Source organism: Pseudomonas sp. PDM31 (assembly GCF_019218965.1).
Lineage (GTDB): Bacteria > Pseudomonadota > Gammaproteobacteria > Pseudomonadales > Pseudomonadaceae > Aquipseudomonas.
Genome location: NZ_JAHUWS010000005.1, coordinates 393,059 through 411,579 on the forward strand (window position 1 = coordinate 393,059; position 18,521 = coordinate 411,579).

Below are 18,521 nucleotides of genomic sequence, written 5' to 3' on the forward strand. Positions count from 1 at the left end.
AACCTTGCTACAGCACCATCGCCGCTACCCAGCCAAACACCAGCAACGGCAGGTTGTAGTGCAGGAAGGTCGGGACCACGGTGTCCCAGATGTGATGGTGCTGTCCATCGATGTTCAGGCCGGAAGTCGGGCCGAGGGTCGAATCCGAGGCGGGCGAACCGGCGTCACCCAGCGCACCGGCAGTGCCGACGATGCAGACGATCGCCAGCGGGCTGAAGCCCAGTTGCACGCACAGCGGCACGAAGATCGCTGCCAGAATCGGCACGGTGGAGAATGACGAGCCGATGCCCATGGTCACCAGCAGCCCCACCAGCAACATCAGCAAGGCGCCGACGCCTTTGCTGTGATCGATCCACGAGGCGGACGATTCGACCAGGGTCTGCACCTCGCCAGTAGCCTTCATTACTTCGGCAAACCCCGAGGCGGCAATCATGATGAAGCCGATCATCGCCATCATCTTCATGCCTTCGGTGAACAGATCATCGGTGTCGCGCCATTTGACGATGCCCGATACCGAGAAAATCAGGAAGCCGGTCAGCGCACCGATGATCATCGAGTCCAGCAGCAACTGAATGACGAACGCGGCGGCAATCGCCACCCCAGCCACCATCAGGCTCAGCGGGTTGTATTGCACCGCCACCTGCTCGACCTGCTCGATCTTTTCCAGGTCGTAGACGCGCTTCTTGCGGTAGCTGACAAACGCGATCAGCAAGCCTGCCACCATGCCTAACGCCGGGATTCCCATGGCGTGGGTCACGTTGATCCCGCTGATGTCCACACCGCTGCGGGCGACATTGGCCAGCAGAATCTCATTGAGGAAGATGTTGCCGAAGCCCACTGGCAGGAACATGTACGGCGTGATCAGACCGAAGGTCATCACACAGGCGATCAGGCGGCGATCCAGTTGCAGCTTGGTCAACACGTACAACAGCGGCGGGACCAGCAACGGAATAAAGGCGATATGAATCGGCAGAATGTTCTGCGAGGCGATGGCCACCGCACCTAACAGCCCGATCAATAGCCACTTGATCTGTCGGCCACCGCTGGCGTGCTGCCGCTCAACCATCGCCAGGGCCTTGTCCGCCAGGGCATGGGCCAGGCCGGACTTGGCGATGGCCACGGCGAAGGCGCCGAGCAGCGCATAGGACAATGCCACGGTCGCACCGCCACCCAGGCCGCTGTTGAACGCCTTGAGCGTCGCGTCGATGCCCAGGCCGCCGGTCAGCCCGCCCACCAATGCGCCCACGATCAGCGCGATCACCACGTGCACGCGGGACAGGCTGAGGATCAGCATGATGCCGACCGCGGCAATCACTGCATTCATTTCACTACCTCGAGACAAACGGAAAGAGTCCGTCCGGCAGTCTGCATGAGCCGCCAGCGGAAAAAGTAATGGGTTTTATTAGAGGGCGCGCACTTTGAATGAAGCAGCGACAAGCTGCAAGTGTGAAGGTGCAAGCATCTGTGTTTTTCACTGGCAGTTTGCAGCTTGTAGCTCAAGAAAGCTGTTTTGAGGCCGTTAAAGGGCAAAGTCTTAGATATTTATCGAATAAAGGACGCCGCCATGTCACTCAGACACCTTTCCATTCAATGGAAAATCACCCTGCTCGCCGGCCTGTGCCTGGCGGGTATCGTGACCCTTCTGGTCGGTCTTTCACTCTATCGCATGGAGCACAGCTCCGAGCTGGTTAAAGCCTCGAGCATGGAGATGCTGACTGAAGCGGCTCAAGCCCGGATCGAATCCCAGAGTGAAAACCAGGCGCTGGGGATTCGCCAACAGTTCATGGACGCCTATCAATATGGTCACGGTTTTTCGCGCCAAGTGCTGTTTCTGCGCGAGCAGGCCGAGAAGCGCTTTCTCGACGCCTTCGACCTGCGCGAAGACCTGACCCGCCAAGTCAAGGCGGCCCTGCAGGCCAACCCTGAATTGCTGGGCCTGTCCCTTGTATTCGAAGCCAACGCGCTGGACGGCAAGGATGAACTGTTCAGCGGCCAGGCGGAGCTGGGCAGCAACGACAAAGGCCGTTTTGCGCTGTACTGGTCGCAACCGACGCCGGGCAAGGTGACCTCCATGGCGTTGCCGGAAAATGAACTGGCCGACACCAGAACCGGCCCCAGCGGCGAGCCGGCCAATGCCTGGTTCACCTGCCCGCGCACCACGCTCAAGCCCTGCGTGATTGAACCCTACTTCTATCAGATCGACGGCCAGAACGTGCTGATGACCAGCATCGTTTTTCCGCTGATGGTCAATGGCAAGGTCATCGCCTCGCTGTCGGTGGACATCAACCTCGACAGCCTGCAAAGCCTCAGCCAGAGCGCAAGCAAAAAACTCTATGACGGCCAGACCAGCGTCAGCATCATCAGCCCCGCCGGTTTGCTCGCCGGCTACAGCCCGGACACCAGCAAGCTCAGCCAGCGCCTGGAGGCCGTGGACAAGGTCAGTGGCGCACAGTTGCTGAGCCTGCTCGCTTCCAGCAGCACGACCACCAGCCTGCACAGTCAGCAGCAGTTGAAAGTGCTGGCGCCGTTCCAGCCGATTCCCGGTGGCAAGTCGTGGGGCGTGTTGCTCGACGTGCCGGAGAAAGTCCTGGTCAGCCGCGCCGAAGCCCTGAAACAGCAACTGGATGAAAGCAACACCGCCGGCACCCTGGTCGAACTCGGCCTTGGCGCCCTGGCGGCCTTGATCGGTCTGCTGCTGGTGTGGCTAATGGCCCGCAGTGTCACCCGGCCGATCCTCGGCGTGGCGCACATGCTCGAAGACATCGCCAGCGGCGAAGGTGACCTGACCCGTCGTCTGGCCTACGACAAGCAGGACGAACTGGGCCAACTGGCCGGCTGGTTCAACCGTTTCCTCGACAAGCTGCAACCGGTCATTGCCGAGGTCAAACGCTCGGTGCAGGACGCGCGCAGCACCGCTGACCAGTCGGCCGCCATCGCTACCCAGACCAGCGCCGGCATGGAGCAGCAGTACCGCCAGGTCGATCAGGTGGCCACCGCGTCCCACGAAATGAGCGCTACCGCCCAGGACGTCGCCCGCAGCGCGGCGCAAGCGGCCCATGCCGCACGGGACGCCGATCAGGCGACCCGCCAGGGCCTGACCGTGATCGACCGCACCACCGCCAGCATCGACACCCTGGCCGCCGACATGAGCACGGCGATGGCCCAGGTTGAGGGGTTGGCGGCCAACAGCGAGAAGATCGGCTCGGTGCTGGAAGTGATCCGCGCCATTGCCGAACAGACCAACCTGCTGGCCCTCAATGCGGCGATCGAAGCCGCCCGGGCCGGTGAAGCCGGGCGCGGTTTTGCCGTGGTGGCCGATGAAGTACGCAATCTGGCACGACGCACCCAGGAGTCCGTGGAAGAAACCCGCCTGGTAATCGAGCAACTGCAAAGCGGCACTCAGGATGTGGTCGGCTCGATGAACAACAGCCATCGTCAGGCCCAGGGCAGCGTCGAGCAGGTCAGCCAGGCGGTGACCGCGCTGCGCCAGATCGGCGATGCAGTCACCGTGATCAATGACATGAACATGCAGATCGCCAGCGCCGCCGAGGAGCAGAGCGCGGTGGCCGAGGAAATCAACAGCAACGTGGCGACCATCCGCGATGTGACCGAATCACTGTCGGGCCAGGCCAATGAGTCCGCGCGGGTCAGCCAGTCACTCAACAGCCTGGCTAACCAGCAGCAGAGCCTGATGGATCAGTTCCGCGTTTAAACCCGGCAAAATGCCCCTGTGGGAGCGGGCTTGCTCGCGAAAGCGCAGTGTCAGTGAGAAATCTACTACCTGACACTGCGCTTTCGCGAGCAAGCCCGCTCCCACATTTTTTTCTGCGCACGGCTCAACAAAATGATGGCAAGTGGATATATGCCACAAGCCGATTATGCTTCATGGAATCTTGCAGCGTTTTCTGGCGTCAACCTGGAATGCAAGCCCCGTAATCCGACGACATCAGCCCCAGGGCCAGGGTGCGAAGATATTCAGTGAAGGTACTCCGGCCTACAACAAAAAAAACGGAGAACACTCATGGCGGCAATCGACAATGCAACCTCGGGCAACGCGTCCGGGCACGGGATCACCAAGGAGGAGCGCAAAGTCATTTTTGCCTCGTCACTGGGTACCGTTTTCGAATGGTACGACTTCTACCTGTACGGCTCACTCGCTGCGATCATTGCCAAGCACTTCTTTGCCGGCGTCAACGAAACCACCGCATTCATCTTCGCCCTGCTCGCTTTTGCCGCCGGCTTCGCCGTTCGGCCTTTCGGCGCCATTGTGTTCGGCCGCTTGGGCGACATGATCGGGCGCAAGCACACCTTCCTCATCACCATCGTGATCATGGGTATTTCCACAGCCGTGGTCGGCCTGTTGCCAGGTTATGCGACCATAGGCGTTGCAGCACCGGTCATCCTGATTACCCTGCGCCTGTTGCAAGGCCTGGCCCTGGGTGGCGAGTACGGCGGTGCGGCGACCTACGTCGCGGAGCACGCCCCCAAAGGCAGGCGCGGCTTCTTCACTTCATGGATACAGACCACGGCGACCCTCGGCCTGTTTATGTCACTGCTGGTGATCCTCGCCTGTCGCACCTTGCTTGGCACTGAAGCCTTCGAAGCCTGGGGCTGGCGTATTCCGTTCCTGCTGTCGATCCTGCTGCTGATCATCTCGGTGTATATCCGCCTGCAACTCAGCGAGTCGCCGGTGTTCCTGAAGATGAAGGCTGAAGGCAAGGCTTCCAAGGCGCCGCTGACCGAGTCCTTCGCCCGCTGGGACAACCTCAAGATCGTCATCATGTCCCTGCTCGGCGGTACCGCCGGACAGGCCGTGGTCTGGTACACCGGGCAGTTCTATGCGCTGTTCTTCCTGCTGCAGACGTTGAAGATCGACCCGCAGACCGCCAACCTGCTGATTGCCGGCTCACTGCTGATCGGTACGCCGTTCTTCGTGATCTTCGGCAGCCTGTCCGACCGTATAGGCCGCAAGGGCATCATCATGGCCGGTTGCATCCTCGCGGCACTGACCTACTTCCCGATCTTCCATGCCTTGACCCAGTACGGTAACCCCGACGTATTTGTTGCCCAGGAGAAGAACCCGGTCACGGTCATTGCCGATCCCGACCAGTGTTCGTTCCAGTTCGACCCGGTGGGCAAGGCCAGATTCACCAGTTCCTGCGACCTGGCCAAGACCCTGCTGGCCAAGCGGGCTATCCCCTACAAGAACGAGAAGGCCGAACCGGGCACCGTTGCCCAGGTGCGCATCGGCGATAAAGTGATCCAGAGTTTCGAAGGCAGCAGCCTGCCCGCCGCCGAATTCAAGACCCGCAACGACGCCTTCACCGCCACCCTCGGCGGTGCGCTCAAGGAAGCCGGTTACCCGGAAAAAGCCGACCCGGCCAAGACCAACTACCCGATGGTGTTGCTATTGCTGACCATCCTGGTGATCTACGTGACCATGGTTTACGGCCCGATTGCCGCCTGGCTGGTGGAGCTGTTCCCGACGCGCATCCGCTACACCTCGATGTCCCTGCCCTACCACATCGGCAATGGCTGGTTCGGTGGTTTCCTGCCAACGGTAGCATTCGCCATGGTGGCGGCCACGGGGGATATCTACTACGGGCTGTGGTACCCGATCGTCATCGCGGTGATGACGGCGATACTTGGCACGTTCTTCCTGCCGGAAACCAAGGATCGGGAGATTAATAATACATAGGCCCGTTGGTCTTAGCCTGTGGCTGCCACAGACCCCCTGTAGGAGCGAGCATGCTCGCGAAAAACCCGAGAACGCCGGGGGGTGTCAGGCTTCCCGCGTCAGCGTTGACGACCATCGCGAGCAGGCTCGCTCCTACAGTGAATGCGAGCCCTGTAGCTGCCACAGATCCCCGTAGGAGCGAGCATGCTCGCGATGGACTCAAGAACACCGCGGGGAACCAGACTCCCCGCGTCAGCGTTGACGACCATCGCGAGCAGGCTCGCTCCTACAGATTGCGGGCGGGCAACTCGATGAGCACCTTCAAGCCGCCCCACTCGCTCTCGAGCAACGACAGTGTCCCGCCCCAGGCGTCGACGATGTCACGCACGATTCCCAACCCCAAGCCATGCCCGTCAGTCTGCTCATCCAGCCGCGTCCCCCGGCTGAACACCTGATCGCGGCGATCTTCGGGAATCCCCGGGCCATCGTCTTCCACGCTGAGTTCAAAGCCTTGCACAGTCTCGACCACACTCAGGCGAACCTCGGCGTCCGCCCATTTGCAAGCGTTGTCCAGCAGGTTACCCAGCAACTCCAGCAGATCTTCACGATCCCACGGCAATTGCAGGCCGGTCGGTGCGCGGTAACTCAGCTCAAGGTGTTCGCCGTGGATCATGTTCAGGGTCGCCAGCAAACCTGGCAGTTCCCCATCGCAATCAAACAGCGCACCAGGCAGCGCGTCGCCGGACAGGCGCGCGCGATTGAGTTCGCGATTGAGCCGCGTCTGGACCTGTTCCAGCTGTGCCTTGAGGGTCTTTCGCAGTTGCGGATGCGCGTCGAGCTGCTCACTGGATGCCAGGCTCAGCAAGACCGCCAATGGTGTTTTCAGGGCATGGCCGAGGTTGCCCAACGCATTGCGCGAACGCTTGAGACTGTCTTCGGTGTGGGCCACCAGATGGTTGATCTGCGCCACCAGCGGCTCCAGTTCCACCGGCACCCGGTCGTCGAGTTGCGAACGTTGTCCCTGCTGCAACTGGGCGATCTGCTCACGGGCAGTTTCCAGCGGGCGCAAGGCGCGGCGTACGGTGATCCGTTGCAGCAGCAAAATCACCAGCAACCCGGCCAGGCCAAGGCCCAGACCGATCTGGCGGATGCGCCGAAAACTCTCGCGCACCGGGGTGTAATCCTGGGCGACGCTGATGGAGATCGATTGGCCTTGGCGCCGATAGTCCGTACGCAACACCAACAACTGCTGGCCATCCGGACCTAGCTGCAGGTTGCTGTTTAATCCGGGTTGGGCCAGTGGCGGCAGCTCCTGGTCCCATAACGAGCGGGAACGCCAGTGGTTGTCGGCAAAATCGATGCGGAAGTAATGCCCGGAAAACGGCCGCTGATAGGCCGGCGACAGGTGGCGCTCATCCAGTTGCAAACCCTGCGGCCCGCGCACCATTGCCAGCAGCAGGCTCTCACTGTCGTTGCGCAATCCATCTTCGAGGTAACGCTGCAAGCCTATTTCGAACAGCCACAGGCTGGTTTGCGCCATGACCAGGCCGACCACCACCATCACGCTGATCAGGCCCAGGCTCAAGCGGCGTTGAATCGACCTCACCGGCCTTGTCCACCGAACAGATAACCCTGGCCACGGCGGGTTTCGATCACGCTGCGCCCCAATTTGCGTCGCAGGTGGTTGACGTGGACTTCCAGCACATTGGAATCGCGCTCGGTTTCACCGTCGTAGAGGTGCTCGGCCAGGTGGCTCTTGGAGAGGATCTGCTCGGGGTGCAGCATGAAATAGCGCAGCAGACGAAATTCCGCGGCGGTCAGCTGAATCTCGGCACCGTCACGGATCACGCACTGGCGACCTTCATCCAGATGCAGTCCGGCAGCCTGCAGGGTCGGCTGGTTGACCTGACCATGGGAGCGGCGCAGCAAGGCCTGAACGCGCAAATGCAGCTCTTCGGGATGAAAGGGTTTGCTCAGGTAATCGTCGGCGCCAGCCTTCAGGCCTTCGATGCGTTCAGCCCACGAATCCCGGGCGGTGAGGATCAGCACCGGCGTGGCCAGTCCACCCGAGCGCCATTGGGCCAATACGTCCAGCCCCGGCAATCCCGGCAAGCCGAGGTCGAGAATGATCAGGTCATAGGGTTCGGTGCTGCCCTGATGCACCGCATCGCGACCGTCTGCCAGCCAGTCGACGGCGTAGCCCTGGCGATTGAGGCCGGCCATCAGTTCATCAGCCAGCGGCACGTGGTCTTCCACCAGAAGCAGGCGCATCGGTCAATCTTCCTTGTCGTTGAGTAAACGGCCGGTCGTGGCGTCAATGTCCAGCTCGCGGACCACCCCTTCGGGGGTCAGCAGCTCGACTTCATAAATGTAGACGTCGTGTTTTTCTTCGAGCTCGGCTTCCAGCAACTTCGCCCCGGGGTAACGACCCATTGCCTGCTGCAGCAATTGCTCCAGGGGCAGGATCACACCCTGTTGACGCAGGCGCAGGGCTTCATCCTGATCCAGGTCGCGGGCCATCACCACAGAGCAGAACGCCAGAAGCAGCAGCGCCACCCGGCCGGCGGTGCATCGTTTGAGTAAAAACACCTTCATTACCGATCCTGATGATCCTTGAGTACCTGCCCACTGACCGCGTCTAATTCCAGATCCCAGTCGACGCCTTGCCGATCACGCAGCTCCACCTGATAAAGATACTTGCCGTACTTCTCTTCCAGGCCGGTCTCGCTGACGGTAGAACCGGGATGCCGGGCCAGAGCAGTGGCATTGAGCTGCTCGAAAGACACAATGGTACCAGCGTCGCGCAGTTTCAGCGCTTCGTCAGGCCCCAGGTCGCGGGCGTGGGCGATGCTGGCACCCAGGCCGATGAGGCAGGCGGTGAACAGGGCAGTCAGGGTTTTCATGGGTGTCTCCAAAACTTTTTGCATGTTGCGTATGAAGCCACCTTAGCGGGATGAACTTAATTGAAACTGAATTGCCATCACTGACAACGCCGCCCTCCCCTGTAGGAGCGAGCAGGCTCGCGATGATCGTCAACGATGACGCGGGAAGCCTGAGACCCCGCGATACTCTCGGGTTCATCGCGAGCAGGCTCGCTCCTACAGGGATCGGTTACAACCCTTTATAATCCGTCCGCTTGCCAGACATAGAGACCGGTATGACCGCCATCCACATCAAGTTCCCTGCCCTCACCCTCAAGGCCGGCCCCCGGGCCATGGCGCACATTCGCGCCAATGGCCTGGATGCCGCCGATGTCGGCATCTTGCCAGGCGCTGCCGGCGGGCCCAAGGCGCTGGGGATTCAGGGTCTGGACCTGGCGCTGTTTGACGAGTGGCTGCCGGCGGCACCACGGGAGCGCTCGCTGATCGGCGCATCGGTGGGTTCCTGGCGTTTCGCCAGCGCCTGCCTGCCGGATGCCGCCGAGGGCATCCGCCGTCTTGGCCAGTTGTACACCGAGCAGAACTTCGCCAAAGGCGTGACCATGGCGCAGATCAGCCAGAGCTCGCAGCGCATGCTCGATGACCTGCTCGACGGTCGCGACGGCTCGATCCTGAGCAACAGCGATTACCGGCTCAACATCATGGTGGTCAAGAGCCACGGCCTGCTGGCGGAAGATCATCGCGGCAGATTGGGTCTGGGACTGTCCTCGGTGATCGCCGACAACCTGCGCGGCCGCGCACGGCTGGCGCGGCACTTCGAGCGCCTGATCATCCACGACCCGCGCCTGGCGCCACCCGTCAACGCACTGAACGACTTTCCGTCGCGCTTCGTTGCCCTGAACGCCGGCAACCTGCGCCAGGCCTTGCTGGCCTCGGGCTCGATCCCGATGGTCATGGAAGGTGTGCGTGACCTGCCGGGGGCCGGCGCCGGAACCTTCCGCGATGGCGGCCTGCTGGACTACCACCTCGACCTGCCTTACAGCGGCGACGACATCGTGCTCTATCCGCACTTCACCGACCGGGTGATTCCCGGCTGGTTCGACAAAACTTTGCCGTGGCGCCGCGCCTGCCCGAAGCGCTTGCAGAACGTGCTGTTGCTGGCACCGTCGAAGCAATACCTGGCCCGCCTGCCCTACGGCAAACTGCCGGATCGAAGCGATTTCAAGCGTTTCATGGGCGACGCCCCGGCCCGGCAGAAATACTGGCGCGCGACCATCGATGAAAGCCGGCGCCTGGGTGACGAGTTCCTCGAGCTGGCCGCCAACGGTCGACTTGCCGAGCGCTTGCTGACCCTTTAGTCAGGACAAACTGCTAAACTCGCCGCCTGCCCACATCGCTGCGGCGATCGCCACCTGAACAGAGCTGAAACCAACCGTGGAAATCTTCAAAGAGTTTACCTTCGAATCCGCCCACCGCCTGCCCCACGTACCGGACGGCCACAAGTGCGGGCGCCTGCACGGTCACTCGTTCAAAGTGGCGATCCACCTGAGCGGCGACATCGATCCGCACACCGGCTGGATTCGCGACTTTTCCGAGATCAAGGCGATCTTCAAGCCGCTCTATGAGCGCCTGGACCACAACTACCTCAATGACATTCCTGGCCTTGAGAATCCGACCAGCGAAGTGCTGGCAAAATTCATCTGGGCTGAACTCAAGCCTTTGCTGCCGGAACTCAGTGCAATCCGCATCCACGAGACCTGCACCAGCGGCTGCATCTATCGCGGCGAGTAGTCCAACTCCCCTATTGGCTCCCACAGTGCGCTACGGTGATCAATGCCACTGGCGGGGATTGTCACCAGCGAGCTAACGTAGGGATATCCTCTCCAGGAATCTCTATAAGGACTCTGCTCATGCACATCATCAACGCCCGTCTGCGCAACCAGGAAGGTCTGCATGAGTTGCACCTGAAAGACGGCCTGATCAGCAGCATCGCCCGCCAGACTGAAGCCCCGACCCTGGGCCCGGACGATCTGGATGCCGGCGGCAATCTGGTGGTGCCGCCCTTTGTCGAGCCGCACATCCACCTCGATGCGACCCTGACCGCGGGCGAGCCGCGCTGGAACATGAGCGGCACGCTGTTCGAAGGCATCGAGTGCTGGGGCGAGCGCAAGGCGACCATCACCCTGGAAGACACCAAGACCCGGGCGAAAAAAACCATCCAGAGCCTGGCCGCCCACGGCATCCAGCATGTGCGCACCCACGTTGACGTCACCGACCCGCAGCTGACCGCACTCAAGGCCATGCTCGAAGTGCGTGAGGAAAGCCGGCATCTGGTCGACATGCAAATCGTCGCGTTCCCCCAGGAAGGCATCGAGTCTTACCGTAATGGTCGCGAGCTCATGGAAGAAGCCATTCGCATGGGCGCGGACGTGATCGGCGGCATTCCGCATTTCGAGTACACCCGCGATCAGGGCGTCAGTTCGGTGAAGTTCCTCATGGACCTGGCCGAACGCAGCGGTTGCCTGGTGGATGTGCACTGTGACGAAACCGACGACCCGCACTCACGGTTCCTCGAAGTGCTGGCCGAGGAAGCCCGCAGCCGCGACATGGGTTCTCGGGTCACGGCCAGCCACACCACCGCCATGGGCTCCTACGACAATGCCTACTGCGCCAAGCTGTTTCGCCTGCTCGGGCATTCGGGGATCAGTTTTGTCTCCTGCCCCACCGAGAGCATCCACCTGCAGGGACGCTTCGATAACTTCCCGAAACGCCGGGGCGTGACCCGGGTCAACGAGTTGCTCGAAGCCGGCATGAACGTGTGCTTCGGCCAGGACTCGATCGTCGACCCATGGTATCCGCTGGGCAATGGCAACATCCTGCGGGTGCTCGAAGCTGGCCTGCACATTTGCCACATGCTCGGTTTTCGCAACCTGCAAAGTGCGCTGGACCTGGTCACTGACAACAGCGCCAGGGCCATGGCCCTGGGCGAGCGTTATGGGCTGGAACGGGGGCGGCCGGCGAATCTGTTGATTCTGTCGGCGGACAGTGATTATGAGGTGATTCGCAGTCAGGGGTTGCCGTTGTATTCGATCCGCGATGGCAAGGTGCTGATGAAGCGCACGATGCCGGTGGTGGAGTTCAGTGGGCTGAGCTGAGTTGAGTGTTGGCTGATCCGACCTCATCACGGGCAACCTGTAGGAGCGAGCATGCTCGCGATGGGCGCCAACGCTGACGCGGGAAGCCTGACACTCCCCGGCGTTCCCGGATTTTTCGCGAGCATGCTCGCTCCTACAAGGGATCTGTGGCGGCCACAGGCCTCGCATTCACCAAAGACCAAGCCCGCTCCCACAGTGGCTTTATGTCGTTCATAAAACCTGTTGGCGAGCCTGCTCGCGATTGCGATCCAACTGTCAATCGCTCTTGCGCGCCGTGCCAAACAGGCTGACCCGACTCAATTCCCCCTGCTCTTGCTCCAGCAAGATCGGCGCCGTACCGCCCGGCATCGTCACTTTGACCTCACCGGCACTGACCCAACCGACCCGCCACGCCGCACACGCCACCGCGCTGGCGCTGGTGCCCGAGGACGCCGTGGGCCCCTCGCCGCGCTCGAACACACGCGCGGTAATGTGCCCTTCAGACTCCAGCATCGCCCATTGCAGGTTGATCCCCGCCGGGCAGGGTTTGCCCGCGCCGGTCGGCATGGCATAGGCAATGCGCGTCAGCTCTTCGCCCAGCGCTGGCTCGCGCATTTGCTCATTGCTCGGCAAGGCATCGGCGCTGTCCACCAGCGTCACGCAATGCGGATTGCCGACCCGCGCGAACTGACTGCGCGACCATGCACTATTGAGTGCCGACAATTGTTTAACGTGGCTGAGTTCGCGGTCATTGAACATTTCCACTTCAACCCCGTGGGCACTGACCGCCGACGGCCCGAATCCCGGCTGGCCCAGATCGAGCCAGAAACCTTGTACGCCCTCGACCTGCGCAGCCTTCACTGAAGTCTGCCCCGGCGAAGGCGTATCAGCCTTATCGTGGTGAACCCTAAGCAGACTGGCTTCGCTCTGCGGCAACTGCCCTTGATCACTGAGGGCCTGGGAAAAAATCGTCAGCCCGTTGCCGCTGCGCTCGGCCAGGGTGCCATCGGTGTTGACGATCAACAGATCAAAGGGCGATGACGATTGAAACGGGCCCACCAGCAAACCATCGCTGCGATGCTCCTTGCTGCCGACCGGTTGTGTGCCGGGAGCCCAGCCGCAACAGGCTTCTATGGCCGCCTGCGCCCAGGCCTCACGGCTTTGCGCCGCGCGGCTGGCCTGCTCGGGCACCGCTATACCCTGCTCCCGCAACTCCTCGGGTGCCACCACTATGTAGATATTGCCCCGTGCATCGTACCGCTGCGCCATGACACCCTCCCCCAGCTGTATTGGATTGCCTCAACATATCGCGAAACTGTCCGGGGCTGTGCAAGGATGTCACCCTGATTGACCGCCAAAGCGTCCGGACTCTGATCGAACCCCATAGGTATTTTCCTGTCCTTTGGGAACGTGCTTTTTACCAAGGATTGAAATGACCAGCCTGAATTCCCAACGCACATTCGTGCCCGGGCGCATGGAGCAAATGTCCACTCGCATCGCCTTCTTCATCGCCGGGGTCGGTATCGCTGCCTGGGCGCCGCTGGTGCCGTATGCCAAAGCCCGGGCCGGGCTGGATGAAGGCACCCTGGGCTTGTTGCTGTTGAGCCTGGGCGTAGGTTCGATTATGGCGATGCCCGTGGCGGGGATGCTGGCGTCACGCTTTGGTTGTCGGCGGGTGGCCAGCGGCGGCACCTTGCTGATCTGCGCGGCCCTGCCACTGCTGGCGACGGTATCGTCGATTCCCGCGTTGATCGCGGCTCTGTTCATGTTCGGCGCCGGTCTCGGCACAGTGGATTCGACAGTGAACCTGCAAGCGGTGATCGTCGAGCGCGCCAGCGGCAAAAACATGATGTCGGGCTTCCATGGCCTGTTCAGCCTCGGCGGGATTGTCGGCGCGGCGGGGGTCAGCGGTCTGCTCGGCCTGGGCGTTTCTCCGCTGGGCGCGATGCTGGTGGTGGTCGTGCTGCTGTTGATCGCACTGGCCAGGGCCGTGCCGCATATGTTGCCCTATGGCAGCGAAAGCTCGGGGCCGGCGTTTGCCGTTCCCCACGGCATCGTCCTGTTCATCGGCGGCATGTGTTTTATCGTGTTCCTGGCTGAAGGCGCGGCGCTGGACTGGAGCGCGGTATTTCTGACCCAAGAGCGCGGCATCGACACTGCTTACGCGGGGCTGGGTTATGCGGCGTTTGCCTTGACCATGACCGTGGGGCGTTTGACCGGTGACGCAATCGTGCGTCGCCTGGGCCCGACGCGAGTGATTGTGTTCGGTGGGCTGACTGCGGCCGCCGGGCTGTTTCTGGCGACCTTCGCACCCAGCTGGGAGGCGGCGCTGGTGGGTTATACGTTACTGGGCGCCGGTTGCTCGAACATCGTACCGGTGCTGTACACCGCGGTGGGCAAGCAGACCGTCATGCCGCAAAGCATCGCCGTGCCAGCCATTACCACGCTGGGCTATGCGGGGATTCTCGCGGGGCCCGCGCTGATCGGCTTCATCGCCCACGCCAGCAGCCTGAGCTTTGCCTTTGCCTTGATGGCGGTGTTGCTGGTGGCGGTGGCGATTGGCGGTCGGGGGTTGAAGGTCTGAATTGCGCTTGTGATCGTTCCCACGCGTGGGAACGATCAATGCCCTGCCGAAGGCTGCGATCTTCTGATCTTCAGCCGTTTAGAACCCGACGCTGGCCTGCACAAAGAACGTACGCGGCGCCCCCACATACATCCCCGAGTTGTTGTCGCTGGAACGGGTGAAGTACTGCTTGTCGAAGATGTTTTTCACCCCGGCGCCGAGCTTGAGGTTCGACAACTGCGGACCGAAGTCGTAACCGCTGCGCACGTTCCAGGTGACGTAACCGGGGATATCGCCGTATTGACCATCGGCGGAGCCTTCGGTGATGTAGTCATTGCTGAAGCTGCCATCGGCGTTCACCGCCACACCCGGCGAGCGCTGCTCGGATTGGGCAAACATGTCCAGGTTGTGGGTCCAGCGATTGATGTCATAGCGCAGGCCAGCGGTTGCCACCTGGCGCGAGTAGAACGGCAAGTCACGGCCCTTGAAGCCTGGAATATCACCTTCATACACGGCGCGCGTGTAAGTGAACCCGGCGTTGGCGGTCAGGCCGTCGAGGCGCGGATCGAGGGCCGCCAGGTTGTAGTGCACCGAGGTCTCAACGCCCTGGTGGGTGGTCGCGCCCAGGTTGGTCCAGCCCGCATCGTTGCTGATGTACTGCAACTCTTTATCGAAGTCGATGTAGAACAGCGTCACTTCACCGCCCCACACGTCATCGTTGTAGCGCGTACCGAATTCGTAGGTTTTGGCCTTTTCCGGCTCCAGGCCGTTGGCTGTGTCGTTACCCGTGCCGCCCTGGCCGAGCTGGAAATACTGCAGGCTGCCGAACGAGGTTTCGTAGTTGGCGAACAGCTTCCACTCCTCGGAAATGTGATACATGACGCTCAGGGCCGGCAGCGGCTCGTTGCTTTCGATGCTGCGCTTTTTCTCCGGTACCGGCTTGCCCGCGTTGTCCAGTACCGGGCGGTCGTGCCAGTCGGTGCTGATGTGTTCGAAACGAATGCCGGGCGTGACCGTCCATTTGCCGACATCGATTTTGTTGTCGACATATACCGAGTTGGCTTCGGTCCCACCGGTACGGTCCTGATACACATGCCCGTCCGCGCCCGGACGTATCACCGGCTCGTTGTTGGCCAGGGCGACGCGGCTGGCCTCTTCGTGCATCGCTTCTTTGAGGTAGCGGTAACCGACACTGACTTCCTGAGTGGTCGACCCCACATCAAACACGTGGGAAACCCGTGGTTCGATGCCGAAGGTGTAATAAGTGCGCGGATAGGAGTTGAGGGTCTTGAGGTCTCGGGAGGCGATATTGCTGCCACGAAAACTGTCGGTGTAGTAAGTCAGCACTTCCGCCTGGGTGCGGTCGTCGATCTGCCGCAGCCACTTGAACGACACATCCTTGCGGCGGCCACTGAAGTTGTCGTGGTCGCGCACCGACTGGAACGGGTCGGCGTCGTACTGCGCCTGGTTCAGCCCGCCGGGCATGTCGGCCTTGGCGTCGTAGTAATGGAAGTTCAGGCTGAAATCGTCGACATCGGTCGGTGCCCAGTGGGTCTTGAGGATCACGTCGTCGATGTCATTGCCGTTGTTGCTCTCACGGTAACCGTTGCCGTTCACCCCGGAATACAACAGCGCCACGCCCATGCCGTTGTCGGCGGTGCCGCCGACAAATGCCGTGTCGATGTGCTTCCAGCCACCGTGCTGGGAGGTTTCCAGCGTACTGCCGATTTCTGCGGAGGCTTTTTCCGGAATTGCCCGGGTCACGAAGTTGATCACGCCGCCGACGTTCTGTGGTCCATAGCGCACCGAGCCAGCACCGCGTACCACGTCGATGCTGTCGAGGTTGCCGGAGGAAATCGGTGCCATGGACAGTTGAGGTTGGCCATAAGGGGCGAAAGCGGCGGGCACGCCATCGATCAACACCGTGGAGCGTGGCGACAGGCGAGAAGTCAGGCCGCGCACGCCGACGTTGAGGGAAATATCGCTGCCGCCAGTGCCGTTGGCGTCCTGCACCTGCACGCCCGGAACGCGCTTCAACACATCGCCGACGTTCATCGCGCCTTGCTCGATCATGGCCTCGCGACGAATCACGGTGCGCGCACCTGGGTGGTTCTGCACCACCGCAGCATCGGCATCGCCGAGCCAGTCACCGACCACCTTGATTTCGGTCGCACCGAGTTCCAACGGACCATTGATCGCCGCAGTCGGAGCCGGCATCAAGGTCACCGAGCCGTCATCGATCTGGTACTGCAGGCCGCTGCCTTGCAGCAACTGGCGCAGCGCGTCTTCCGGGGAAAGGTTGCCATCCACCGCCGGGGCCTGTTTGCCAGCGACCAGTTCAGGGCTGAAGAACACCTGCAGCGAGGTTTGCTGGCCCAATTGACTCAGGGCCTGACCCAGGGGTTGCGCCGGGATGCGGATCGCCTCGCCCGCATGGGCCTGGGGCAGCGCGATGTTGACCGACAGCGCGAGGGCCAGTGGCAACCATGGGAGTTTGTTGTTTTTAGCGGTGGATTTTTTCACGTCGAACGTAGTCCTGTGAATCGCAAGAGTGTGCGCTTGTTAATGCAAACCAGTTGCAGTTGAACAGGAAGACGATGAACTCGAAAAAAACCTGAATTTTATTTTGAAATTATTTCCTGGCTGCCGTCGCCAAGGGTACGAATGGCCACCGGCAGGATGTTCGGCAAGGCCTTGAGCAGCGCGTCGGTGTTGTCGGATTTGAACACGCTGGTCAGGCGCAGGTTGCCCACCGCCGGGCTACCGACTTTCAGTGGCTTGTCCCGATATCGCGAAACCTGCTCGGCGACGTCGGCCAGGCTGGCGTCGTTGAACACCAGTTTGCCGTTGCGCCAGGCCGTCAGCTCTGCCGGGTTGACGGCATAGGCAGGTGCGACCTTGCCCTTCGCGTCGACTTGAGTACCCAGGCCCGCTGTCAGGCTGATGAAATCGTTATCGGCGGCCGCACGCCCCTGAACCTTGACGCTGCCCTGCTCCACCACGACCCGGGTTTCATTGCTGCCTCGACGCACATCGAAGCGGGTGCCGGTGACCGTGACCTTGCCACTCCCCGTCTCGACTACGAATGGCCGGCTGCTGTCGTGCTCGACGCTGAACATGGCCTCGCCCTCGGTCAACTCGATACCGCGACGATCCTTTTCAAAGCGCACCTGAATCCGGCTGCGGCTGTCCAGGTCGACCAACGAACCGTCCGGCAACGCCACCTGGCGGCGTTCGCCCGTGGCCGTGGAAAACTCTGCGGTGTAAGGAGCCGGGCGATTCAAGGTGCTGAACAAGCCAAGGCCGAGGGCCATCGCAACCACACTGGCGGCCACCGCGTAGCGCAGTACCGGGCGACGTTGGTGGCGTGCCGGCGGCGTTTCACACATGGCTCGCAAGCGTGCAGCCGGCACCAGGTCGGCGGCGCTCCACAGGCTTTGCAGCACTTCGAATTCATGGCGATGTTGGGGGTGTTCGTCCAGCCAGGCCTGGAACTGGCGGCGCAATTCAACGTCGCTGACCGGCTCCCGCAAACGCACAAACCACTGCGCCGCTTCGTCGCGAACCACTGTTTGCCCGCACGCACAATCACGAGTATCCATCATGGAAGTTCCTGTTTGGCTGGGGAGGAGATGGCGTGGGCCATCATGATTGCAACCCGTCCAGGCGATCGCGCAGATGCCGCAGGGTGCGGATCATATACTTTTCCACCATGTTCCTGGACAGTCCCAGGCGTTCGGCGATTTCTGCCTGGGTCAGGCCCTCGATTTTCTGCCAGACGAACACCTTGCGGCAGTTGACCGGCAGTTCGCCGAGCGCCCGTTCGATGGAGTCCGCCAGCTGGATCGCGTGCATGAAATGTTCCGGGTCATCGTTTGACGACACACCAAGATCAATCGCCTCGGACTCCATGGCGCCCCGCCGGTCCTCACGCCGATAACCATCCACCGCAATGTTGCGCGCGGTCTGGTGCAGATAGGCCCGAGGTTGCTGCACCGCCGCCGAATCCGCCTCGAGCACGCGCACAAAGGTATCGTGGGCCAGGTCCTCGGCCTGCTGACGGTTTCTCAGGCGGCGGGTCCAGGTGCCAACCAACTCTTCGTAATGCTCGAAAAAGCCGTGTCTGCGGGGCAACTTGAGGGTCATTGCGGTGTGCTGTGGAGACGGGGCGCGAATAGTAATGCGTCCTATTAACCCGAAGCAACGCCTTCCGTCACAATGGCAAAAGTGCTCCGTGCGCTTGCCAATCTGCCTTCCGTCAGGAAAGC

15 protein-coding genes and 1 pseudogene are annotated in these 18,521 nt (G+C 61.6%); 7 read left to right on the plus strand and 9 right to left on the minus strand.

Going from position 1 to position 18,521, the window contains the following annotated elements:
- Positions 1 to 7: 7 nt before the first annotated feature.
- Entirely contained in the window at positions 8 to 1,324 is a 1,317-nt protein-coding gene (locus KW839_RS12820) for a Na+/H+ antiporter family protein (protein ID WP_060539858.1), read from the minus strand.
- Between the two features lie 459 nt (positions 1,325 to 1,783).
- Here KW839_RS12820 and KW839_RS28120 point away from each other — a divergent pair.
- The 3 genes and pseudogenes from KW839_RS28120 to KW839_RS12830 all read left to right on the plus strand — a co-directional run.
- Positions 1,784 to 2,854: pseudogene (locus tag KW839_RS28120) on the plus strand (HAMP domain-containing protein); the annotation flags it as partial.
- 102 nt (positions 2,855 to 2,956) lie between these two features.
- Positions 2,957 to 3,712 carry a methyl-accepting chemotaxis protein gene (locus KW839_RS28125; RefSeq protein WP_371318071.1) on the plus strand — a complete coding sequence of 252 codons (756 nt, stop codon included), beginning with the start codon at positions 2,957 to 2,959 and terminating at the stop codon, positions 3,710 to 3,712.
- 309 nt (positions 3,713 to 4,021) lie between these two features.
- Positions 4,022 to 5,698 carry an MFS transporter gene (locus KW839_RS12830; protein WP_218424537.1) on the plus strand — a complete coding sequence of 559 codons (1,677 nt, stop codon included), beginning with the start codon at positions 4,022 to 4,024 and terminating at the stop codon, positions 5,696 to 5,698.
- Positions 5,699 to 5,963: 265 nt separating this feature from the next.
- Here KW839_RS12830 and KW839_RS12835 read toward each other — a convergent pair whose 3' ends face one another.
- Genes KW839_RS12835 through KW839_RS12850 form a run of 4 tightly spaced genes read right to left on the minus strand, consistent with a single transcriptional unit; the run spans position 5,964 to position 8,580 of the window.
- Positions 5,964 to 7,283, minus strand: a complete 1,320-nt coding sequence (locus KW839_RS12835; protein ID WP_218424538.1) for a sensor histidine kinase — start codon at positions 7,281 to 7,283, stop codon at positions 5,964 to 5,966.
- Positions 7,280 to 7,948 (minus strand): response regulator transcription factor, encoded by a 669-nt coding sequence (locus KW839_RS12840; RefSeq protein ID WP_060539862.1) that lies wholly within the window; start codon positions 7,946 to 7,948, stop codon positions 7,280 to 7,282. Before KW839_RS12840 ends, KW839_RS12835 begins: the two co-directional genes overlap by 4 nt.
- A 3-nt stretch (positions 7,949 to 7,951) precedes the next feature.
- A complete protein-coding gene (locus KW839_RS12845) occupies positions 7,952 to 8,272 on the minus strand; it encodes a PepSY domain-containing protein (protein ID WP_218424539.1) in 321 nt (106 codons plus the stop codon).
- Positions 8,272 to 8,580: a PepSY domain-containing protein gene (locus KW839_RS12850; RefSeq protein ID WP_060539864.1), complete on the minus strand. Its 309-nt coding sequence runs from the start codon at positions 8,578 to 8,580 to the stop codon at positions 8,272 to 8,274. The genes KW839_RS12845 and KW839_RS12850 overlap by 1 nt, the downstream gene beginning before the upstream one ends.
- 254 nt (positions 8,581 to 8,834) lie before the next feature.
- Here KW839_RS12850 and KW839_RS12855 point away from each other — a divergent pair, with 254 nt between their 5' ends.
- The 3 genes from KW839_RS12855 (at position 8,835) to codA (ending at position 11,711) form a co-directional block, all read left to right on the plus strand.
- Complete coding sequence (locus KW839_RS12855) at positions 8,835 to 9,914, plus strand: patatin-like phospholipase family protein (RefSeq protein ID WP_218424540.1); 1,080 nt, start codon at positions 8,835 to 8,837, stop codon at positions 9,912 to 9,914.
- 76 nt (positions 9,915 to 9,990) lie between these two features.
- Positions 9,991 to 10,347 (plus strand): 6-carboxytetrahydropterin synthase QueD, encoded by a 357-nt coding sequence (queD, locus tag KW839_RS12860; protein ID WP_047527439.1) that lies wholly within the window; start codon positions 9,991 to 9,993, stop codon positions 10,345 to 10,347.
- 119 nt (positions 10,348 to 10,466) lie between these two features.
- Positions 10,467 to 11,711, plus strand: a complete 1,245-nt coding sequence (codA, locus tag KW839_RS12865) for a cytosine deaminase (protein ID WP_218424541.1) — start codon at positions 10,467 to 10,469, stop codon at positions 11,709 to 11,711.
- Between the two features lie 255 nt (positions 11,712 to 11,966).
- On the opposite strand, the gene KW839_RS12870 is transcribed toward codA, so the two are convergent.
- On the minus strand, positions 11,967 to 12,959 hold the full coding sequence (locus KW839_RS12870) for a diaminopimelate epimerase (RefSeq protein WP_218424542.1): 993 nt from the start codon (positions 12,957 to 12,959) through the stop codon (positions 11,967 to 11,969).
- A 163-nt stretch (positions 12,960 to 13,122) separates the two neighbouring features.
- Here KW839_RS12870 and KW839_RS12875 point away from each other — a divergent pair, with 163 nt between their 5' ends.
- Entirely contained in the window at positions 13,123 to 14,274 is a 1,152-nt protein-coding gene (locus KW839_RS12875; RefSeq protein ID WP_060539868.1) for an MFS transporter, read from the plus strand.
- 78 nt (positions 14,275 to 14,352) lie between these two features.
- Here KW839_RS12875 and KW839_RS12880 read toward each other — a convergent pair whose 3' ends face one another.
- From KW839_RS12880 to KW839_RS12890, 3 genes are all read right to left on the minus strand, one after another.
- Complete coding sequence (locus tag KW839_RS12880) at positions 14,353 to 16,776, minus strand: TonB-dependent receptor (protein WP_218424543.1); 2,424 nt, start codon at positions 16,774 to 16,776, stop codon at positions 14,353 to 14,355.
- A gap of 98 nt (positions 16,777 to 16,874) precedes the next feature.
- The gene (locus tag KW839_RS12885) at positions 16,875 to 17,858 is read right to left on the minus strand and encodes a FecR family protein (protein WP_218424544.1); all 984 of its coding nucleotides are present in this window, start codon (positions 17,856 to 17,858) and stop codon (positions 16,875 to 16,877) included.
- A 40-nt stretch (positions 17,859 to 17,898) separates the two neighbouring features.
- The gene (locus KW839_RS12890) at positions 17,899 to 18,399 is read right to left on the minus strand and encodes a sigma-70 family RNA polymerase sigma factor (protein ID WP_218424584.1); all 501 of its coding nucleotides are present in this window, start codon (positions 18,397 to 18,399) and stop codon (positions 17,899 to 17,901) included.
- Between the last annotated feature and the right edge of the window lie 122 nt (positions 18,400 to 18,521).

Excerpts from the sequence above, each read along its gene's own strand:
- KW839_RS12820 (WP_060539858.1), bottom strand. The coding sequence starts at position 1,324 with ATGAATGCAGTGATTGCCGCGGTCGGCATCATGCTGATCCTCAGCCTG.
- KW839_RS12855 (WP_218424540.1), top strand. The coding sequence starts at position 8,835 with ATGACCGCCATCCACATCAAGTTCCCTGCCCTCACCCTCAAGGCCGGC.
- KW839_RS28125 (WP_371318071.1), top strand. The coding sequence starts at position 2,957 with ATGGAGCAGCAGTACCGCCAGGTCGATCAGGTGGCCACCGCGTCCCAC.
- KW839_RS12870 (WP_218424542.1), bottom strand. The coding sequence starts at position 12,959 with ATGGCGCAGCGGTACGATGCACGGGGCAATATCTACATAGTGGTGGCA.
- codA (WP_218424541.1), top strand. The coding sequence starts at position 10,467 with ATGCACATCATCAACGCCCGTCTGCGCAACCAGGAAGGTCTGCATGAG.
- KW839_RS12845 (WP_218424539.1), bottom strand. The coding sequence starts at position 8,272 with ATGAAGGTGTTTTTACTCAAACGATGCACCGCCGGCCGGGTGGCGCTG.
- KW839_RS12850 (WP_060539864.1), bottom strand. The coding sequence starts at position 8,580 with ATGAAAACCCTGACTGCCCTGTTCACCGCCTGCCTCATCGGCCTGGGT.
- KW839_RS12885 (WP_218424544.1), bottom strand. The coding sequence starts at position 17,858 with ATGATGGATACTCGTGATTGTGCGTGCGGGCAAACAGTGGTTCGCGAC.
- KW839_RS12890 (WP_218424584.1), bottom strand. The coding sequence starts at position 18,399 with ATGACCCTCAAGTTGCCCCGCAGACACGGCTTTTTCGAGCATTACGAA.
- KW839_RS12875 (WP_060539868.1), top strand. The coding sequence starts at position 13,123 with ATGACCAGCCTGAATTCCCAACGCACATTCGTGCCCGGGCGCATGGAG.
- KW839_RS12830 (WP_218424537.1), top strand. The coding sequence starts at position 4,022 with ATGGCGGCAATCGACAATGCAACCTCGGGCAACGCGTCCGGGCACGGG.
- KW839_RS12840 (WP_060539862.1), bottom strand. The coding sequence starts at position 7,948 with ATGCGCCTGCTTCTGGTGGAAGACCACGTGCCGCTGGCTGATGAACTG.